The organism is Kribbella sp. NPDC023972 (genome assembly GCF_040639075.1).
GTDB lineage: Bacteria > Actinomycetota > Actinomycetes > Propionibacteriales > Kribbellaceae > Kribbella.
Map to the genome: position 1 here is coordinate 480,122 of NZ_JBEZZH010000004.1, position 19,332 is coordinate 499,453.

A 19,332-nucleotide genomic window follows, 5' to 3' on the forward strand; every position below is an offset into this window, starting at 1 on the left:
CTTCTGGCCATCCCCGGACTCGCGTTGTGGGACGGGATCGTAGACGTATTCAACGCGATCATGACGCCGCTGTACCACGCGGTCGCGGCGCTGCTGGTGGGGTGGCACTGGCTCCTGTCGCAGGTGCTGGACCCGGACGGTGGCTGGGCCTGGGCGTTGTCCATCGCCGGCCTGACGATCGTCATCCGGACCCTGCTGATCCCGCTGTTCGTCCGGCAGATCCGCTCCAGCCGGAACATGCAGCTGCTGCAGCCGAAGATGAAGGAGCTGCAGAAGAAGTACGGCCATGACCGGGAGAAGCTCGGTCAGGAAATGATGAAGCTCTACAAGGAGACGGGCACCAACCCGTTCTCCTCGTGTCTTCCGCTGCTGCTGCAGTCGCCGGTCTTCCTCGCCCTGTTCCGCGTGCTCGACGGCGCCTCGAAGGGCGAGAGCCACAGCAGCATCATCACGCCGCACGTCGAGTCGCTGCGGCACGCCAAGATCTTCGGCGCCGAGATCTCGCAGACGTTCCTGCGGGCCAACGGTGACGGCTCGACGAACGTCAAGATCGTCGCGATCGTGCTCATCATCCTGATGACCGCGACGATGTTCACCACGCAGCTTCAGCTGATGCGCAAGAACATGCCGAAGGAGGCCCTCGAGGGCCAGGCCGCGCAGATGCAGAAGATCATGCTGTACGTCTTCCCGATCTTCTTCCTGATCGGTGGCTTCAACTTCCCGATCGGTGTGCTCATCTACTGGTTCGTCTCGAACGTGTGGACGATGGGCCAGCAGTTCTACGTGATCCGGCGCAACCCGGCCCCCGGCACCCCGGCGTACGACGCGATGGAGGCTCGCAAGCGCGAGCACAACCTGCGCGCGGGCCGGCCGGCCGACGAGGGCCTGGCGGGCGCCGACGGTACGACGGAGACGACGACGGACCGTCGTCCGGCGCAGCGGCAGCAGCCGAAGCGGCAGTCCCGCAGCAACCGCAAGGGCGGCGGTACTGGTCCTCAGCCCGCAGCCGGCGCTGATGGGGCCACCGCCGCCAGCAACGGGCAGGCGTCCGCGGACGCGAAGCCGGAGCCGGCCAAAAAGACTCAGGCCGGTGCTGCCAAGAAGCAGCCGGCCGGCAAGAAGGGTTCGACGGCGAAGCGCCAGCCCGCGGCCAAGTCGGCCGCGCAGAAGAAGGCGGCGCAGAAGAAGTCCGGCGGTTCCCGCTGACCGCGCGCCGGTAACCCTGCCTGCTTGTGTAGACCTGGGTCCCCGTGAGGCGGATCTCGAGATTGTGAAGGAGTTGGCCGTGACCGACGGCATGCAGAACACCGAGGCGCCGGAGCAGTCCGATGCCAAGCCGAGCACCGCGGACGAGCGGCTGAAGGCCCTCGAGGCGGAGAGCGACATCGCTGCCGACTACCTCGAGGAGCTGCTGGACATCGCCGATCTCGACGGCGACATCGACATGGACGTCGACGGCGACCGGGCCGCGGTGTCGATCGTCGGCGCGGAGCTGAACAACCTGGTCGGTGAGAACGGCAAGGTGCTGGAGGCGCTGCAGGAGCTGACCCGACTGGCGGTCTACCGGGAGACCGGCGAGCGGTCCCGGCTGATGCTGGATGTGTCGAACTACCGCGCCAACCGCAAGGCGGAGCTCGAGGAGGTCGGACGTACGGCGGTCGAGGAGGCGAAGGCCACCGGTAGTCCGGTTCGGCTCGACCCGATGACGCCGTTCGAGCGCAAGGTCGTCCACGACGTCGTCGCGGCTGCTGGCCTGAGCAGCGAATCCGAGGGCGAGGAGCCCCGCCGCCGCGTCGTGGTTCAGCCGGCCTGAGTCCGATGATGGCCCTTCCATTTCGTGGTCCGCGACACCGTGCCGGATACGACTGGTGACCGAACCCGTTTCACGTGAAACGCCGCCGCTCGTGGAGAAGTTGTATCCACGGGCGGCGGTGCCGCTTGCGGCGTACGCCGAACTGCTGGCGACCCAGGGAACGTTGCGCGGCCTGATCGGCCCGCGCGAGGTGCCGAAGCTGTGGGACCGGCATCTGCTGAACTGCGCCGTCCTCGAGCGGTTGATCCCTGCGGAGTCGACGGTCGCGGACATCGGTACGGGCGCCGGACTGCCGGGGATCGTGCTCGCCCTGGTACGTCCTGACCTTCAGGTGTCGCTCGTCGAGCCGTTGCTCCGGCGCACCACCTTCCTCGACGAGGCGGTGGAGGAACTCGGACTCGGCAACGCCACGGTCGTTCGTGCCCGGGCCGAGGATCTCCCGCGGGCGTCGTACGACGTGGTGACTTCTCGCGCGGTTGCTCCCTTGGGCAAACTGGCCCGGTGGTGTCTGCCACTGTGTGCCGAAGGGGGACTGATGCTGGCGATGAAGGGGTCGTCGGCCGAGGAGGAACTGGCCGCGTCCGAACACGAACTCGAGTCCCTCGGGGCCGAGGTGTGGCACATTCATCAACTCGGTGTGGATGAACTGGCCCAGCCGACGACTGTCGTGAGTATTGTGGCCGGACGTGCTGCAGGGGGATCCCGGCACGGAAGACGCGGGAGGTGAGCGGGTTGGTGAGTCGTGCCCTCGGATGGCCAGAGAAGAGCACCGGTGAGCCGAAGTCAGCACAAGGCATCGGCTGGCCCACAGACCCACCAACCGCCATCCACAAGATCACCCCCAACCCGTCAACAGACCCGGCGCCCCCAGCCACTTCCCCAACCGCAGCCGCCGCCCCGGCCGCTTCCCCCTCCTCCGCGCCTCCGGCGTCCGCCCCGGCCGATCCGGCCGCCTCGCCGAACGCCGCGCCTGTGGTCTCTGGCCCAGCTTCACCGGACGCCGCACCTGCGGCTCCTGTCTTGCCGGCGTCTCCAGCCACAGCGCCTGCAGCTTCTGCCCCGGCCGTCTCCTCGGCCGCGGCGGCTGCGGGCTCTGCGCTGTCCGGCTCACCGTCGACGGCCTCTGCGGCCTCCGCCCCGGAGGCCTCCCCAGCCACGGCACGTGCAGCATCCGCCCCGGCCGCTTCCCCAGACGCTGCGTCCGGGGCTTCCGCCGCTTCCCCAGACGCTGCGTCCGCGGCTTCCGCCGCCGCGTCCCCGGCCGCTTCCCCAGACGCTGCGCCTGCGGCTTCCCCAGACCTCGCGCCTGCTGCCTCCGCCCCAGACAGCGCACCCGCCGCATCAGCCACGGACGCGTTCCCGGCAACGCCAGCTGTGGCCGCTTCGCGGGACGTTGTGCCGGACGCGGCGCCTGCGGCCTCCGCCCAGGCTGCAACGCCGGCCACAGCACCGGCTGTTTCCGCCCCGGACCCCACCACCTCCGCGCCGAGCACACCCCCACACCGGGCCGACTCCTTCGAGCGGACGGGGTCCTCTGAGCAGGCCGGTTCTGAGCAGACCCCCGCGTCGACGCCTGTGTCGGGCCTGGGCTCGTCCTCAACTGTCACGCGGCCCGTGGATGGCGGCGCGCTGCGGGCTGCCGCGGCGAGTGGTTTGGACCTCACTCCGCCAGCCGACTCGGCGCCCGTTTCACGTGAAACGGAGCAGTCGCGAGATGATGGTGCCCAGGGCGAAACGGCGTCGCTGGTGGACGCCGAGAACGACTTCGACGAGTCCCCACGACCTGTGGATGACGACCCCCTGAAACTGCCCCCGCACACGGGAATTCGTCCACAGAGGCCTGTGGACGAAGCTGGGGGCAGACCCGCCCCGACCCCCACTGACATCCTCTTCGGGCCAAGTCCCGCACCTATTGGAATGGGCGCTATGACTGCCGCACAGATCGCCGCGCGGGCCACGTCGGACGAGCTTCAGCGACGACTTCTCGAGACTCCGATCGCCGCCGCCACCGAACGGACCCTGCTGGTGAATGAAGGACGCACTATGGGCCGGGAGTTCCCGCTGCCCGCCGAGACCCGGGTCTTCGTGGTCGCCAACCAGAAGGGTGGCGTCGGCAAGACCACGACGACTGTGAACGTCGCCGCCGGCCTCGCGCTGTACGGCGCACGGATCTTGGTGATCGACCTGGACCCGCAGGGCAACGCGTCGACCGCGCTGGGGATCGATCACTCGGAAGGCACCCCGGGCGTCTACGAGGCGATCATCGAGGGCGAGTCGCTGAGCAAGCTGCTCCAGCCGTGCGCAGAGCACCCCGGCATCCAGGTCGTCCCGGCGACGATCGATCTGGCCGGTGCCGAGATCGAGCTGGTGAGCATCGTGGCCCGGGAGAGCCGCCTGAAGCGGGCCCTCGACGCCCACCTGGCCGAGACCGAGGCCGCCGGCGAGAAGTACGACTACGTCTTCATCGACTGCCCGCCGTCGCTCGGTCTCCTCACCGTGAACGCGCTGACCGCCGCCCGCGAGGTCCTGGTCCCGATCCAGAGCGAGTACTACGCCCTCGAGGGTCTGTCCCAGCTGCTCCGGCACATCGACATGGTGAAGTCGCACCTGAACCCCGCGCTCGACGTCTCCACGATCCTCCTGACGATGTACGACGCCCGCACCAAGCTCGCCGGTGAGGTCGCAGCCGAGGTCCGCGGCCACTTCCGCGACGCCGTACTACGTACCGCCGTACCGCGCTCGGTCCGGATCTCGGAGGCTCCGAGCCACGGACAGACCGTTCTCGCGTACGACCCAGCATCCGCCGGAGCCCTCTCCTACCTAGAGGCCTCCCGCGAGATCGCCATGCGCAACAACTCCTGATCCAACCGACAAGCCACCGCCTGAAGCTGCTCGGCGCCAAGACACCAAGCCCGCCCCAAGACCAGGCACCGGCCATCACGCCAGCAGAGACCCGTCGGCCGATGAACCGTCGCGGACTTCCGCGCAGCACATCGGATGAAGAGTCCTATGCGAGCACCCCCGCACGAAGCGCTTAGGCCGGGTACGCCGCACGAAGCGCTCAGGCCGGGCAACCCCGGAAGAGGAGCCCTGAGGACGCGTCGGACAGGGTCGTCTGGACGGGCGCATCGGGACGCGGTGTCCGAGCGGTCGCCCGGCAGGGCGCTCCTGGATGCGCGACCGCACCCTGCGATCCGCGGCGGTGATGGCAGGAACTCCGGGCCGGCATACCGGACGTGGAATCTGAGAGGTCGCCCCGCTCGGGCGCTCGTGGACGAGGACTCCGGGCGGGCGCGGGCGAAGTGCTCTTGGTAGGCGCTTGGCTCCGCGTGGGCGCGGCGACCAAGCAATTGTCTGGGCAGGGGCGTGCCGGACGAGGAGCTCTGGCCGGGCGCTCCAGACGAGGAACCCCGAGCCCGCGTCGGATGAGCAACCCTGCGCAGGCGCTCGGACGAAGATCTCTTGCTAGCGCGCGGACGGAGAGTTCCCTCGGGCGCGGCAGCGAAGGTCGTCCGGGCGGGCATACCGGACGAGGACCCTGAGCGGACGCGCCAGGCCGGGTGCTCCGGTAGGCGCGCGGACGAGAAGCTCCGGGCGGGGTGCGTCGACGAGAACACTGAGGGGTTGGAGCATCCACCCAGGCGAAGAACTCCGGGTAGGCGCGCGGACGGGGAGCCCTGGCTGGGCGCCCCGGACGAGGAGTCTGAGCGCACGCCCCGGTCGGGCGCTCGTGGACGAGGAGTTCCGGGCGAGCGTGGGCGAAGCCCCCTTGGTAGGCGCGTGGGCGAAGAGCTCCGGGCGAGCGTGGGCGAAGAGCTCCGGGCGAGCGTGGGCGAAGCCCCCATGGTAGGCGCGTGGGCGAAGAGTTCCGCGGGCGCGCAACGACCGAGCAGTTGTCTGGGCGGGGGGTGCCGGACGAGGAGCTCCCGGGCGGGCGCGGTGACCAAGAGCGTGTCAGCTGTGCGGAGTACAACGGCGCGACGTCGAGGCGGGCGCGCGGACGGGGGGACTCTGGCCGGGCGCTCCGGACGAGGAACCCTGAGCGGGCGTCGGATGAGGAACTCTGGGCAGGCGCTCGGACGGAGATCTCTTGCTAGCGCGCGGGGCGAGAGTTGCGGCAGCCAAGGGGAGGTCGTCTGGGCGGGCATACCGGACCAGGGTCCGAGCGGACGCGCCTGGCCGGATGCTCCGGATATGCGCGCGGACGAGAAGCTCCGGGCGGGGCGTGTCGACGAGAACACTGGGGGCTGGTCATCCGCGCGGACGAAGAGCTCCGGGTAGGCGAGCGGACGAGGAGACCCGGTTGGGCACCTCCGACGCGGAGATCCGGTCGGGCACTTCCGACGTGGAGCCTGAGCGGACGCCCCCGTGGGGCGCTCGTGGACGAGGAACTCTGGTCAGGCGCTTCGGAGAGGAGTCTGATCGGACAAGCAGGCCGGGAGCTCGTGGTGGAGCGGATGAGGAGCTTCGGGCGGCGCGCGGACGAAGGGCACCTGGCCGATGTGGGGAGTGGGAGCTGTCGGCGGGCGCGGCGACCAAGGAGGTCGTCTGAGCGGGCGTGCCGGGCGAGGAGGTTCGGGGTGGGGCGTGCCGGGCGAAGAGTTCGGGTGATGGGCGCGGAGACGGAGCCACGGATGGGCCGGCCGAGGAGGGGCGTGTGGGCGGGCAGGTCGGGCGAGGGGACTCTGGTTCGGCAGGTGCCTGAGGGGTTCGGTGGATGGAGCTTTCGGTCGTTTCACGTGGAACATTCGCGGGATGTGCTCGGCTCGTCGTTCCACGTGGAACGGAGCGGCGGGTGATGGTTGGGGTAGGTGTCGTCGAAGCGCTGGGGCGGACCAGTTACGGTTGCTCCGGCAGGTAGTGCTTCCGAAGGCGGCGGGCGTCGTTTCACGTGAAACGAGCGCCCGTCGACGTGGGTGGCACGAGAAGTACGTGGAAGAACATCAGCACGTTGTCGAACTCTAGGGAGCGCGATGAACACCCGACTCGGACGCGGACTTGGTGCGCTGATTCCCAGCACGCCTGCTCCCGGTAGCAGCACCACGCTCGGCAGCAAGTCCAGTTCGATTCCCGGTGCACCGCCGGTCGCAAAGGTCGAGCCGGAGCTGGCGGCCGTACCGGGGGCGTCGTTCGCGGAGATCGAGGTCGACAAGATCACCCCGAACCCGAAGCAACCCCGCACCGTCTTCGACGAGGAGGCGATGGAGGAGCTGGTGCACTCGGTGAAGGAGATCGGCCTGCTGCAGCCGATCGTCGTTCGCCGACTGGAGCAGGACAAGTACGAGCTCGTGATGGGCGAGCGCCGTTGGCGTGCGACCCAGCAGGCTGGGTTGACCACGATCCCGGCCATCGTGCGCGACACCTCGGATGACGTGATGCTCCGGGACGCCCTGCTGGAGAACCTGCACCGGAGTCAGCTCAACCCGCTCGAAGAAGCGGCCGCCTATCAGCAGATGCTCGACGACTTCGGCTGTACGCAGGAAGTCCTCGCCACGCGCATCGGCCGTTCGCGGCCGCAGATCTCCAACACGCTCCGGCTGCTGAAGTTGCCGGCCTCGGTCCAGCGCCGAGTGGCCGCCGGCGTCCTGTCCGCGGGCCACGCCCGCGCCCTTCTCGGCCTGCCCAGCGGCGACGCGATCGAGCGCCTCGCCCAGCGCATCGTCGCCGAGGGTCTCTCGGTCCGTACTGTCGAAGAGATCGTCTCCCTGGGCGACATGAACTCCGACGAGGCTCCCACCCAGCGCCGTCGCGCCAAGCCGGTCGCGCCGCGCCTGGTCGACCTCGCCGACCGCCTCTCCGATCGCTTCGAAACCCGTGTCAAGGTCGACCTCGGGAAGACCAAAGGCAAGATCACTGTCGAGTTCGCGTCCCTCGACGACCTGGAGCGGATCGTCACCCTGATGGACCCCAACAAGCCCTCCACCTGACGCCTGCTCTCTACACACGACGGCCCCGACCCACGCGGTTCGGGGCCGTCGTCGTTTTAGCCGCGCGACGCGAACACTCCGGGGTCAGCTCGGCTCGGTGCGAATTCCACCAACTGCTGCTGCAGTCAGGAGACAGGCACGACCAGGAGACCGCGCTCGCCGGCTCAGGTGGCGGTGTATTCCGCGGGAGCGCCCACAGCAGAAGATCCGCATTGGCGCAGATGTGCTCGGCCCGCACTGTGTCGCGGACGCGATGCGGGCGGGGGTGAGTTGGCCGGGGTGGGGGCGACGCGGGGTGGGGTGGCCGAGCGTGTGGGCGGCCGAGCGTGGGATTGGCCGAGCGTGGGATGGCCGAGCGTGGGATGGCCGAGCGAGATGGCCAAGAGTTGGGGTGGCCGGGGTGAGGTGGCCGAGAGTGGGGCCGGGGTGAGGAGGGTGACCCGGGGTGAGGAGGCCGGGTGAGGATGTGACCCGAGGTGGGGAGGTGGCCTGCCGCGAGGTAGCCCGAGGTGGGGAGGCCGGGGGTGAGGTGGCCGCGCGTGAGGTGGCCGCGCGTGGGAAGGCCGCGCGTGGGAAGGCCCGGGGCGAGGTGGCCGGGGTGAGGCGGTGGCCGAGAGCGGGGTGGCCGAGAGCGGGGAGCGCCGAGAGCGGGGTGGCCGAGAGCGGGGAGCGCCGAGAGCGGGGTGGCCGGGGTGAGGATGATCCGAGGTGAGAGGCCCGGGTGCGGAGGTGGCCCGGGGTGCGGAGGTGGCCCGGGGTGCGGAGGTGGCCCGGGGGCGAGGTAGCCCGAGGTGGGGGCTATGGCGGGATGGCTGAAGTGGGATGGCCGGTGATGTGGCCGTGCGTGGAACGGCCGGGGGAGAGCTCCGGGTGCTGGGGGTTCGTTGTTGGGGACGCAGTCGGCTCCGATGACGAGGATTGGTGGACGCCGGATCAGGTGGGGGCCGAGAGGCTGTGGCCGCGGATGACGTTCGGAGTGACCGCTTCGTGGCGGAGAGAGTTGCGGCGTCGACGGCGGGGAGACCGCATCGCGGGGTCGCCGGGGTGAGCCTGGCCAGGCCTCGGTTGAACAGAGGTCGCGGTTTGGGGTGTGCAGAGTTGGCTTGGCGTTGCCAGGTTCGCGGGTGGTGCGGTCCTGCGTTCTGATCGGGCGGCTGTAGACCTTGTGGATCTCCGTCTGGCGGTGCGGCGTCGTTGGACGAGAAGCCCGTCACAGGACGGCTCTCCTCGCGCAGGTCCGCAGGAGCCGGGTAAGCGACGGGGATCCAGTTCGCTCAGGATCGCGCTGACAGAGGAATTCTGGGGTTCGCCGACCCTTCCGGCTTCACCACGTCAGCCCGGGGGCGCCTCATCGTCGACTCTGAAATTTGTCGACAAAGAGACTTAGAGATTTGCGGTGGATGTTTCATGTGAAACATCCGGGTCGGGCGGTCAGTGTGGGGTGAGCTCGTGGGTCGTTTTGCGCTCGGCGTAGAAGGAGAGAAAGGGGATGGTGCCAGCCAGGGCGATCAGGACGAGGCGGGTGAAGGTCCAGCGGACCCGGCGGAACAGGTCGAAGGTGGCTAGCAGGTACACCACGTAGAGGAAGCCGTGCATCGGGCCGACGATGTCCATCGCGCTGGGGTCGTCGGCCAGGTACTTGAGGGGCATCGCCACGAAGAGCAGGAGCAGGAGCATCACGCCGACGATGTAGGCGATCACGCGGTAGCGGGTGAGGGCACCGCGGACGGCGGGAGTGAGCGGCGGCTGCGTGGCGGAGGTGGCGGGGTCGGCTGGTGAGGTCACGCTGAAACGGTACCGCTTGACTCCGCAGGCTCCTCAGCCTGGTCAGCGGCTCCACCACCGGCACCGGCACCCTGATCGGTGGCCGGATCATCGCCGTCGCCATCTTCTCCACCGGTGGACTCGGGCTCGGGGTTGCGGGCGTCTTGGACCATGCGGGTCCACATCCACAGGGTGAAGGCGGCGAAGATCCACCACTGGAAGGCGTAGGCGACGTTGCGGAGGCCGGCGTGGTCGGTCGGGGGAGCGGGCGCTGGTACGACGGCCGGCGCGGGCTGGGGCGTCGTACCGGAGTCGATGGAGGACTGTACGACGAAAGCGTCGTAGATGCGGTAGTCGACCAGGTGGACGATGGTCGGGATCCGCAGGGATGACAGGACTCGGCCGTTCGCGGCGTCGCCGGAGGCGTCTTGTGCCTCAGAGGCTGCAACGGCACCGGTCAGCTGGACCGGGCCGGCGGGTGCGCGAGCAGCTGGGTCCGACACCGACGAGACCCAGCCGCGAACCACCATCACCGCACCGGCGCCCGACGTACTGGAGCCGGGGGAGTTGGGGTCAGTCAGCATGAGTGGGGTCACCACCCACAGGCCGTCAGTGTTTCCGTGGCGGCGGTCGGTGATGAAGAGTTGGTCGGACGCCGGACCCCAGGTGCCGCTCACCGTCACCCGCCGACCGACGGCGGACGACGGCAGCCCCTCGTCGATGGAGAACAACGACTGCAAGGCCACCGGCGCAGCCTCTGCCCGCTTGGCCGTCGCCGCCGCGGTCTTCGACTGGTAGACCTGCAGTTGCCAGACGCCCATCACGGACATCACCGTGGCGATCGCCAGGGCCAGCAAGAGCAGCCCGAACCACCGCGGCGTCAGCGCCGTCCGCCAAAAGGACCGCTCCGGCATCAGAACCTCAACGAGCCGCGGCGGCAGCCAGCAGGTCGCGGCACAGCACGCCCAGCTCGATCCCAGCGGCCTCCGCGGCGAGCGGGACCAGTGAGGTCTCCGTCATCCCCGGCGCCACGTTCACCTCCAGGAACCACGGCACACCGGACGAGTCGACGACCAGGTCCGACCGCGAGAGGTCGCGCAGGCCCAACGCCAGATGCGCCGTCACGGCCGCCTCCGCGCACGCCGAAGCCACGCTCGCGTCAAGCCGCGCAGGTACGACGAACTGCGTCGCGCCGGCCGTGTACCGCGCCTCGTAGTCGTAGAACCCGGAGTCCGGCCGGATCTCCACCGCCGGCAACGCCCGCGGCCCGTCGCCGGTGTCGACCACGGTCACCGCGACCTCGGTCCCGTCGATGTACTGCTCGATCAACGCGACCGGCCCGTAGGCGTAGCAGTTCACCATCGCCGATGGCAGTTCGTCGGCCGACCGTACGATCGAAGCACCCAGCGCCGACCCACCGCGAGCCGGCTTCACCACCAGCGGCAGCCCGATCTGGTCGATCACCGCCTCCATCAACGCGCCGGCGCCGAGCTCGCGGAAGGTGTCGTGCCCGAGGACAACCGACGCGGGTGTGTGCAGTCCGGCGGCGGAGACCATCGTCGCCGCGACCGGCTTGTCGAAGGCCGTCCGGCACGCTGCCGCGGCGGCGCCGACGTACGGTACGCCGTACAAGTCGAGGACCTGGCGGAGCGCGCCGTCCTCGCCGGTGACGCCGTGCAGGACGGGGAAGACCGCGTTCGGCGGATCGTCGCGGAGCCGTTCGACCAGGTTGGCGTCGACGTCGCGCTGCTCGGCCTCCACGCCGACGCTGCGCAGGGCGTCGGCGACCCGCCGGCCGGACCGGAGCGAGACGTCCCGCTCGTGTGACAGTCCGCCGGCCAGTACCAGCACTCGACCCAGATCACTCATCACAAATATCCCGATCACTCGTGGGCGACTCCGGCACGGTCGCCGGTCCCGAGGCCCATTGGAACGGTACCGCTACCGCCTCAGGGACCCCTGTCCACCCGTGGATCCATTGCGCAACCTTTGCGCAACGCCCTAGCTCAGCTCCGGCCCAGGAGCGTCGTAGTTGCGTCCCGGACCCGGGATCAGCGGCCCGAACGTCTGCCGCAGCTCGAGCTCCTCGTTGATCACGGCGGCCAGCCGGCCGACCCCCTCGACGATCCGCGCAGGCGTCGGATGACAGTACGACAGCCGCATGCACTGCGAGCCGAAACCGTCCGCGAAGAAGGCGGTTCCGGGGACGTAGGCCACCCGGGCGGTGACCGCTCGCGGCAGCATCGCCTTCGCGTCCAGCCCGTCCGGCAAGGTCAGCCAGACATAGAACCCGCCGCCCGGCCTGGTCCAGGTCGTTGCCGCAGGCATCTTCTCGGTCAGCGCGCCCAGCATCGCGTCGCGGCGCTCCCGGTACATCTCCCGGAACTGCTTCACCTGTCCGAGCCAGTCGTGCCGGCTCAGGTACGACGAGATCGCCAGCTGGCTGAACACCGGGGGACACAGGGTGGCCGATTCCTGTGCCAGCACAAGCTTTTCGCGTACGGCGTGCGGCGCGACCGCCCAGCCGACCCGGAACCCCGGGGCGAACGTCTTCGAGAACGAGCCGAGGTAGATCACGCCCTCGCGGTCGTCGGCCCGCAGCGCGCGGTACGGATCACCGTCGAACCCGAGCAGCCCGTACGGATTGTCCTCCAGCACCAGCAGGTCGGCCCGCTGACAGATCTCCAGCACCCGCCGGCGCCGCTCCGCCGACAGCGAGACACCGGCCGGGTTGTGGAAGTTCGGGATCGTGTAGAAGAACTTGATCCGCTTGCCAGCCGCCCGGACCGACGCGATCGCCTGCTCCAGCGCCTCCGGTACGACGCCGTTGTCGTCCATCGCGACATGGACGACCTCGCACTGGTACGCGCGGAACACGCCGAGCGCACCGACGTACGACGGGGCCTCGCAGATCACCACGTCGCCCGGGTCGCAGAACACCCGGGTGACCAGGTCGACCGCCTGCTGGCTGCCGACCGTGACGACCACGTCGTCCGGGTGCGCGTCGATACCCTCCAAGCGCATCACATCGCAGATCTGGTCCCGCAGCACCGGGTCGCCCTGGCCGGAGCCGTACTGCATCGCGGTCGCCCCGCTGTCGATCACCAGGTCGCGGACCGCGCTGCCGACCACGTCGAGCGGCAGGCCGCCGATGTTCGGCATCCCGCCGGCGAGGGAGACCACCTCGGGCCGGCTGGCGACCGCGAACAGAGCGCGGATCTCGGACGCCGTCATGCCCTTGGTCCGTGCCGCGTACCGGTCGACGTAGTTGTCGAGACGGGTCTGCCGGACATCGGGCAGGTCAGCACTCACGGAGCCACTCCAACAGGTGATCGAGGGGGAAGTCACCAGGTTACGACGTACAACCCACATATGGATGGGCTGTGGATCGGCGCCACCTCTCACTACCATGCCTTATAGGGGCAGGTTCGACCATGCCGTGATCTGGCTGCTGAGACAGCCGGCGGCAGGGTACGGGCCTGAGAGGTGGATGCGGAAGGCGGATCGGATGAGCGTGGGCAAGGTAGCCGGCTGGACGCTCGGCGGACTGTTGCTGGGTGTGCTGGCCGGGTTCGCAGGCGAGCTGTTCCGGCGGCAACCCGCCGCGAAGGTGCAGCAGCGGTACGTCGCTCCGGAGGCGGCCGAGACCCCGGACGCGCGGAAGCCGGCACCGGCGGCGGAGCCCGCCCCGGCGGCACGATGAGCAACCCGACGACACGCAGGGTGACACTCACCGTGACGAAGCTGACAATCCGTACCCGCCGGGTCCGAGACACAGCACGCTGATGACCCGACGGCTCGAACCGCTCACGCTCGCCAACCTCGACGAGCTCCCGGTGCCGTGCCGAAACTGCGTGTTCTGGGAGCTGGACCCGGTCGCGGCCAAGCAGGCCGCCCGCACCGGCGACACCGGCCTGGAGAAGGAGGCCTGGCTGTCCCAGGTGCTGCTGGACTGGGGCAGTGCGGGCGTCGTTCTGTACGTCGACGACGAGCCGGCCGGGTTCGCGGTGTACGCACCTGCGGCGTACCTGCCCCGGATCCAGGCGTTCCCGACCGCGCCGGTCAGCCCGGATGCCGTCGTACTGGCGACCGGGCGGATCCTGCCGCGGTACCTGGGGCTCGGGCTGGGGAAGATCCTCGTCCAGGCGGTCGCCAAGGACGTGCTGAAGCGGGGGTTCCGGGCGGTCGAGGCGTTCGGCGACTCGCGCTGGGACGGGCCGGGGTGTGTCTGGCCGACCGAGTTCCTGCGGGCCGTCGGCTTCGGCGTCGTCCGCGACCACCCGCGCAACCCGCGCCTGCGGCTGGATCTGCGGTCCGCGGTCACCTGGCGCAGTGAGATGGAGGCGGCGGTCGAGCGCCTGATGGGCGCGATCCGCCCCGAGCACGCCCCACCCGCGCCCGTCACGGTCCGGGACGCACTTAGGTCGTATCTGGCGACCCCACGCCTACTGCGCGGTACTCGGCACGGCACCTCGCCGCACTGGAGCAAAGGCCACGATGCTCCGCATCGAGACCTTCGCTCCAGCACGCCGATGCACCGCACCGAGTACCTGCTCGCGACGGCGCGGGATCACCAGACACGACCTACCCGCACACCGACAGGCTGACCACCGTGATCTGGCGCTTCCTCGGCGACGTGATGATGATCCTGCACGCCGCCTTCCTGCTGTTCTTCGTGATCGGCGGCTTCCTGGCCTGGAAGTGGCGCAAGCTGATCTGGGTGCATCTCGGCATCGTGGTCTGGAGCCTGGCCATCGTGATCATCGACTACGACTGCCCGTTCACCGGCATCGAGAAGTACTTCCGCCGCAAGGGTGGCGAGAGCGTCTACGAGGCCGGCTACATCAACCATTACCTGGACGGCCGGATCTGGCCGGAGGGCGCCACCCCGACCGCCGAGAAGATCGGCTTCGTCCTGGTGGTGATCGGGTACGTCGGCTTCTTCGTTGTGCGTCACCGTCGCCGCAAAGCGGCCGGGGAAGGCAAGGTCAGGGGAGATTCAGTGGGACCCCGGACGTGATCCGCGTGGTCCACTCCCCATACTGGTAGCCGTGTCCAGCCGTGGAAGCACCCTCACGCCGGTCGACGCGTACCTGACCGGCCTGAGTCGCGAACTGCCCGGCCCGCGCCGGCGTAAGGCCGACCTGCTGGCCGAGGCGCGCGACCACCTGGTCGACGCCACCGAAGCGTTCGAGGCCGACGGTCTCGACCGGGACAGCGCCGAGCGTGAGGCGGTCGCCGACTTCGGCGAACTCGACGAGGTCGTGCCCGGCTACCGCGCCGAGCTGGCGGTCAGCCAGAGCCGGCGGACCGCGATGCTGCTGTTCCTGGTGCTGATCCTGCAGCCGATCGTCTGGCAGGAAGGCGTCTGGAGCTGGAACCAGGACCCGGTCCAGGAGAGCGCGCTGAACGACATCCTGCAGACCGTTGTCCGCGGCATCGGCACGGTGACGATCGCCGGTGCGGTCCTGGCGGTCATCGCCGCCGGTATCGGCATGCGGTACCCGATCGTCCGGGAGCACGTGAGCCGCGCAACCTCGCTCTTCGCGATGACGACCTCGGTGGTCATCAGCGCGATCGGCATCGGGATGGCGGCGAGCAGCGCCCAGGTCACACTCCTCGACTACGCGGTCGTCTCCGGTTTCGTCGTACTGCCGCTCGTCGTCGTCGGCCTGCAGGCCGGCCGGGCCTTACGCCTGGCCCGGGCGTAGAACTCCTTCCACCACGGCGCGGAAGGTCAGCCACTCCTGCTTGCCTGAGGCAAGCATCTTCTGCCCGGCGCTGGTGAGCTGATAGGTACGGCGTTTCCGCCCGCCCACCGTGCTCCACTCGCTGGCCAGGTAGCCGGCCCGTTCGAGTCGCCGTAGCGCCGGGTAGAGCGTCCCGGTCGGCAGATCGAGCTCGCCGCCGCTGCGCTCCAGCAGCGCCTCCATGATCGCGTAGCCGTGCAGCGGCTCGTGCTCGACCACGGCCAGGATCATCGGGTCGAGGTGCCCACGTAGTGCGTCCGCCTTCATGTAGTCAGTCTACTCATATGTCTGTTACTGTCGAGAGGCAACATGTAGCGAATCTACTTATCAAGGGAGGCGCAAGCCATGACCGTGGACACTCCAGTACGACGACCGCCCGCGAAGGAGGGGCTGCTGCACCGGGTGTCCGGCTGGTCGATGCGGCACGCCGGTCTCGCCGTACTGCTCTGGGTGGCCGCCCTGGTCGCCGTCACCGCCGCCTCGAGCCTGATCGGTGACAACTACCGCAACGACAACTCGCTCCCCGGGACCGACTCCCAGCGCGTGACCGACATCTTCCGCGAGCACCAGCCGCAGGGTGACACCGCCTCGGTCCAGATCGTCGTCCACGCCGACGGCGGTCTGCCGGCGCAGAAGCAGCGGATCGCCTCGATGCTGGCCGCGGTCGGCGAGCTCCCGCACGTGGCCTCCGTGGCCGACCCGTTCACCGCCCCGGGATCACTCGCGCAGGACGGCCGTACGGCGTACTCCACGGTCGGACTGGATGCCGCCACCGAGGACATGGAGGTCGAGGACGTCCGCGCGATCATCCACAAGGCGCAGGAGTTCGCCCAGCCCGGGCTGCAGGTCGAGGTCGGGGGCGACCTGGCCCGCTCGGCGGCCGAGAGCGAGGGCGGTGCGGCCGAGGGGGCCGGCATCCTGGCCGCGCTGGTGATCCTGGTGTTCCTGTTCGGATCGTTGCTCGCGGCAACACTCCCACTGCTGACCGCGGTGTTCGCCGTCGGCGGCACCCTCGGCCTGCTGGTCCTGGCGTCGCATCTGTTCACCGTGCCCGACTACACCGCGCCGGTGATGATGCTGGTCGGTCTTGGTGTCGGCATCGACTATGCGTTGCTGATCTTCTCGCGGTACCGCCACGAGTTGCTGAAGGACGGTGCCGACCGTGCGACCGCCTCGATGGTTGCCCTCGACACCGCCGGACGCTCGGTTATGTTCGCCGGTTGCACTGTGGTGATCGCGCTGCTCGGTCTGCTCGCCCTCGGACTCGGCGCACTGCAAGGTGTCGCGCTCGGTGTCACCCTGACCGTGCTGATGACGATGCTGGCCGCGGTGAGCCTGCTGCCCGCTCTGCTCACGCTGTTCGGCAAGCGCATCGAGAAGAGTGTCCGCAAGCACGCCGCGAAGACGCGTCGTACGCCGGGCGACGGCTGGCGCAGGCTCACCGCAGTCGTGCAGCGTGGGCCCTGGGTGCCGCTGGTGCTCGGGACGGTCGCGCTGATCGCGCTGTCGTTGCCGGCGTTGGACATGCGGCTCGGGTTCGCGGACGCGGGCACGGACGACCCGGCCAAGACCAGCCGGAAGGCGTACGACCTGCTGGCGCAGGGGTTCGGCCCTGGCTTCAACGGCCCGCTGGTGGTCGTGTCCGAAGGCGACCAGGCCGCGGCGCGGGCGCTCGGACAGACCTTGCAGCAGGATCCGAACATCGCGGCCGTGACTCCGCCGCAACTGACGCCCGACGGGAAGATCGCGACCGTGCTGGCGTTCCCGAAGTCGGCACCTCAGGACGCGGCGACCAGCGAGCTGGTGGAGCGGCTGCGGGACGACACGCTTCCGGCTCTCGAGGCGCAGACCAGAGCGAACTATCTGGTCGGCGGTGCGACGGCGGCGGCCGACGACTTCGCCTCCGCGGTCAGCAAGCGACTGCCGATCTTCGTGCTGGTTGTGGTCGGGTTGTCGGCCCTGCTGCTGATGGCGGTGTTCCGGTCGATCCTGATCCCGCTCAAGGCGGCGGTGCTCAACCTGCTCAGCATCGGCGCATCGCTCGGGGTCATCACGCTGGTGTTCCAGCAGGGCTGGCTCGGTGCGCAACCCGGTCCGATCGAGGCATTCGTGCCGGTGATGATCTTCGCGATCGTCTTCGGGTTGTCGATGGACTACGAGGTCTTCCTGGTCTCCCGGATCCACGAGGAATGGCGCCGTACCAAGGACGCCGGCGAAGCCGTCCGGGAAGGGCTGGCCAACACCGGCAGCGTGATCACCGCGGCGGCCGCGATCATGATCGTGGTGTTCGGCGCCTTCCTGCTCAGCCCGGACCGGATGCTGAAGCAGTTCGGCCTCGGCCTGGCCACCGCCGTACTGCTCGACGCCGTGCTGATCCGCTGCGTCATCGTGCCCGCGATCATGCGTCTGTTCGGCAACCGCGCCTGGTGGCTTCCGCGCGGCCTCGACCGGGCGCTCCCGAAGATCGCCCTGGAGAAGGAGTACGCGGCGAAGTAGCCCCGACAGACGTGTGCCCTGGCAAGGCTGGACACCTGCCAGGGCACACCTCTTTGTTCAGACGGTCAACTGGCCGAAGCGCAGCATGCCGGTCGCGGCGTCCTGCTCCGGCGGGAGGTAGACGCGCTGGATCGCGACCACGATCGCCTCGGCGACAACGTCGCGGAAGGCTGGGTCGGCCAGGCGTGCCGAGTCGTGCGGGTTGGTGACGTACCCGATCTCCAGCCGCACCGCGGGCATCTTGGTCCGGCGCAGCAGGTCCCACGTCTTGGCGTGCGTGCGGCAGTTCAGCAGGTCGGTCCGGGCCACGATCTCGCGCTGCACCAGCCCGGCGAACTGCTCACCGACGCTGGACGAGGCACCGTGCAGGTCGTTGCCGTAGTAGTACGTCGCGACACCCTGCGCCTCGGGGTTCATCGACCCGTCGGTGTGCAGCGACACACACAGGTTGGCGTCCGTCTCGTTCGCGAACGCGGCCCGGGCCAGCTCATCCGGCCCCTGGTCACGCCCACGTGACAGATACGCCCGTACGCCGGTCGCACCCAGCCGGCCCTCGATCCGGGAGGCCAGGTCGTACGCGATGTCGGACTCGCGCAGGCCGAAGCCCTCCCAGCCGTAGTCGAAACCGCCATGGCCCGGGTCGATCACCACGGTTTTGCCGGACAGCCGGGGGCCCGCGGCCCGGACCGCCTCGGAGGCGCGCAGGGCGTCCGGCCGGCCGCCGGTCGCCATCGGCTTGATCCGCTGCAGCGCCTTGAAGGTGGACGGGCCACACGTCCCGTCGGCCGGCAGGCCCATGTTGCGCTGGAACTCGGTGACCGCGCGCTGGGTGTCCGGACCGAAGATGCCGTCGATCCGGGCCACCGCGAAGCCGAGCTCCTGCAGCTTCGCCTGCAGCGCCAGCACGTCGTCACCGGTCAGCGGGTGCGAGACGACGTACGTCAGCAGCCGGTCGCCCAGCCGCCAGCGTGCGTCGTCGATCGCCCGGTACGTCTGCGGGCCGACGATTCCGTCGATCATCAGCCCGCGTTGCTGCTGGAACCCCCGGACGGCGTGCGCGGTCGCTTCGTCGTAGACGTCGTGACCACCTTCCAGCAGGCCGAGCCGCTGGAGTTTGCCGATGATCTCCGCGACCGCCTCGCCGCTGTCGCCGATCCGGTACACGCCGTGCGGCCCGCTCAACGGGGTCCCAGCCATCAGAAATACTCCTTGCCGTGGCGGACGGGGGTCCTACCTTCAGGAAGTGAAGTCGGCCAGTTCCTTCAGCAGCGCCGCCTTCGGCTTGGCGCCGACGATGGACTTGGCCAGCTCACCGTTCACGTAGACGTTGATGGTAGGGATACCGGTGACGCGGTAGTTGCTCGGGGTGACCGGGTTCTCGTCCACGTTCATCTTCAGGAACGTGATCTTGTCCCCGTGGTCCTGGTTCAGCTCCTCCAGGATCGGGGAGACCTGGCGGCACGGTCCGCACCACTCGGCCCAGAAGTCCACCAGCACCGGCTTGTCGCTCTTCAGCACGGTCTGCTCGAACTCGGCGTCGGTGACCGCGTTCATCTTCTCGCCCACGGGCGCATCTCCTTCA

The 19,332-nt window shown here is 69.3% G+C and carries 16 protein-coding genes and 1 pseudogene; 10 read left to right on the forward strand and 7 right to left on the reverse strand.

Going from position 1 to position 19,332, the window contains the following annotated elements; translation table 11 throughout:
- Positions 1-3: 3 nt before the first annotated feature.
- The 5 genes and pseudogenes from yidC to AB0F43_RS19425 form a co-directional block, all read left to right on the forward strand.
- Positions 4-978: pseudogene (gene yidC / locus AB0F43_RS19405) on the forward strand (membrane protein insertase YidC); the annotation flags it as partial.
- 307 nt (positions 979-1,285) lie between these two features.
- Complete coding sequence (locus tag AB0F43_RS19410) at positions 1,286-1,813, forward strand: R3H domain-containing nucleic acid-binding protein (protein WP_360478161.1); 528 nt, start codon at positions 1,286-1,288, stop codon at positions 1,811-1,813.
- A gap of 91 nt (positions 1,814-1,904) precedes the next feature.
- Entirely contained in the window at positions 1,905-2,540 is a 636-nt protein-coding gene (gene rsmG, locus AB0F43_RS19415) for a 16S rRNA (guanine(527)-N(7))-methyltransferase RsmG (protein WP_360478164.1), read from the forward strand.
- 1,199 nt (positions 2,541-3,739) lie between these two features.
- On the forward strand, positions 3,740-4,675 hold the full coding sequence (locus AB0F43_RS19420; protein WP_360478167.1) for an AAA family ATPase: 936 nt from the start codon (positions 3,740-3,742) through the stop codon (positions 4,673-4,675).
- 2,111 nt (positions 4,676-6,786) lie between these two features.
- Positions 6,787-7,740: a ParB/RepB/Spo0J family partition protein gene (locus AB0F43_RS19425; protein ID WP_360478170.1), complete on the forward strand. Its 954-nt coding sequence runs from the start codon at positions 6,787-6,789 to the stop codon at positions 7,738-7,740.
- 1,431 nt (positions 7,741-9,171) lie between these two features.
- On the opposite strand, the gene AB0F43_RS19430 is transcribed toward AB0F43_RS19425, so the two are convergent.
- The 4 genes from AB0F43_RS19430 to AB0F43_RS19445 form a co-directional block, all read right to left on the reverse strand.
- Positions 9,172-9,525: a DUF3817 domain-containing protein gene (locus AB0F43_RS19430; protein ID WP_360478173.1), complete on the reverse strand. Its 354-nt coding sequence runs from the start codon at positions 9,523-9,525 to the stop codon at positions 9,172-9,174.
- A complete protein-coding gene (locus AB0F43_RS19435) occupies positions 9,522-10,418 on the reverse strand; it encodes an SURF1 family protein (RefSeq protein ID WP_360478176.1) in 897 nt (298 codons plus the stop codon). The genes AB0F43_RS19430 and AB0F43_RS19435 overlap by 4 nt, the downstream gene beginning before the upstream one ends.
- Before the next feature lie 7 nt (positions 10,419-10,425).
- On the reverse strand, positions 10,426-11,373 hold the full coding sequence (locus AB0F43_RS19440) for a D-alanine--D-alanine ligase (RefSeq protein ID WP_360478179.1): 948 nt from the start codon (positions 11,371-11,373) through the stop codon (positions 10,426-10,428).
- A 132-nt stretch (positions 11,374-11,505) separates the two neighbouring features.
- Complete coding sequence (locus tag AB0F43_RS19445; protein ID WP_360478182.1) at positions 11,506-12,816, reverse strand: PLP-dependent aminotransferase family protein; 1,311 nt, start codon at positions 12,814-12,816, stop codon at positions 11,506-11,508.
- Between the two features lie 196 nt (positions 12,817-13,012).
- On the opposite strand from AB0F43_RS19445, the gene AB0F43_RS19450 reads away from it, so the two are divergent.
- The 4 genes from AB0F43_RS19450 (at position 13,013) to AB0F43_RS19465 (ending at position 15,215) form a co-directional block, all read left to right on the forward strand.
- Complete coding sequence (locus AB0F43_RS19450) at positions 13,013-13,207, forward strand: hypothetical protein (RefSeq protein WP_360478185.1); 195 nt, start codon at positions 13,013-13,015, stop codon at positions 13,205-13,207.
- 82 nt (positions 13,208-13,289) lie between these two features.
- Positions 13,290-14,111, forward strand: coding sequence for a GNAT family N-acetyltransferase (locus AB0F43_RS19455; RefSeq protein ID WP_360478188.1), 822 nt, complete (start codon positions 13,290-13,292; stop codon positions 14,109-14,111).
- 5 nt (positions 14,112-14,116) lie between these two features.
- The gene (locus AB0F43_RS19460) at positions 14,117-14,524 is read left to right on the forward strand and encodes a DUF2784 domain-containing protein (protein ID WP_360478191.1); all 408 of its coding nucleotides are present in this window, start codon (positions 14,117-14,119) and stop codon (positions 14,522-14,524) included.
- A 31-nt stretch (positions 14,525-14,555) separates the two neighbouring features.
- Complete coding sequence (locus AB0F43_RS19465) at positions 14,556-15,215, forward strand: permease prefix domain 1-containing protein (protein WP_360478194.1); 660 nt, start codon at positions 14,556-14,558, stop codon at positions 15,213-15,215.
- Here the strand turns inward: AB0F43_RS19465 and AB0F43_RS19470 are convergent.
- Entirely contained in the window at positions 15,195-15,521 is a 327-nt protein-coding gene (locus AB0F43_RS19470) for a helix-turn-helix transcriptional regulator (RefSeq protein WP_360478197.1), read from the reverse strand. The genes AB0F43_RS19465 and AB0F43_RS19470 overlap by 21 nt on opposite strands.
- A gap of 78 nt (positions 15,522-15,599) precedes the next feature.
- Here AB0F43_RS19470 and AB0F43_RS19475 point away from each other — a divergent pair, with 78 nt between their 5' ends.
- Positions 15,600-17,750, forward strand: coding sequence for an MMPL family transporter (locus AB0F43_RS19475; protein WP_360478200.1), 2,151 nt, complete (start codon positions 15,600-15,602; stop codon positions 17,748-17,750).
- Between the two features lie 57 nt (positions 17,751-17,807).
- Here the strand turns inward: AB0F43_RS19475 and AB0F43_RS19480 are convergent, their stop codons facing one another.
- Both AB0F43_RS19480 and trxA read right to left on the reverse strand, forming a co-directional pair.
- On the reverse strand, positions 17,808-18,947 hold the full coding sequence (locus tag AB0F43_RS19480) for an N-acetylmuramoyl-L-alanine amidase (protein ID WP_360478203.1): 1,140 nt from the start codon (positions 18,945-18,947) through the stop codon (positions 17,808-17,810).
- 39 nt (positions 18,948-18,986) lie between these two features.
- Positions 18,987-19,304: a thioredoxin gene (trxA, locus tag AB0F43_RS19485; RefSeq protein ID WP_202865873.1), complete on the reverse strand. Its 318-nt coding sequence runs from the start codon at positions 19,302-19,304 to the stop codon at positions 18,987-18,989.
- Between the last annotated feature and the right edge of the window lie 28 nt (positions 19,305-19,332).

What these genes read in the sequence shown, in the direction of transcription:
- AB0F43_RS19475 (WP_360478200.1), top strand. Translation starts at nt 15,600, where the DNA reads ATGACCGTGGACACTCCAGTACGACGACCGCCCGCGAAGGAGGGGCTG.
- AB0F43_RS19420 (WP_360478167.1), top strand. Translation starts at nt 3,740, where the DNA reads ATGACTGCCGCACAGATCGCCGCGCGGGCCACGTCGGACGAGCTTCAG.
- AB0F43_RS19450 (WP_360478185.1), top strand. Translation starts at nt 13,013, where the DNA reads ATGAGCGTGGGCAAGGTAGCCGGCTGGACGCTCGGCGGACTGTTGCTG.
- AB0F43_RS19440 (WP_360478179.1), bottom strand. Translation starts at nt 11,373, where the DNA reads ATGAGTGATCTGGGTCGAGTGCTGGTACTGGCCGGCGGACTGTCACAC.
- AB0F43_RS19480 (WP_360478203.1), bottom strand. Translation starts at nt 18,947, where the DNA reads ATGGCTGGGACCCCGTTGAGCGGGCCGCACGGCGTGTACCGGATCGGC.
- AB0F43_RS19435 (WP_360478176.1), bottom strand. Translation starts at nt 10,418, where the DNA reads ATGCCGGAGCGGTCCTTTTGGCGGACGGCGCTGACGCCGCGGTGGTTC.
- trxA (WP_202865873.1), bottom strand. Translation starts at nt 19,304, where the DNA reads ATGAACGCGGTCACCGACGCCGAGTTCGAGCAGACCGTGCTGAAGAGC.
- AB0F43_RS19425 (WP_360478170.1), top strand. Translation starts at nt 6,787, where the DNA reads ATGAACACCCGACTCGGACGCGGACTTGGTGCGCTGATTCCCAGCACG.
- AB0F43_RS19455 (WP_360478188.1), top strand. Translation starts at nt 13,290, where the DNA reads ATGACCCGACGGCTCGAACCGCTCACGCTCGCCAACCTCGACGAGCTC.
- AB0F43_RS19470 (WP_360478197.1), bottom strand. Translation starts at nt 15,521, where the DNA reads ATGAAGGCGGACGCACTACGTGGGCACCTCGACCCGATGATCCTGGCC.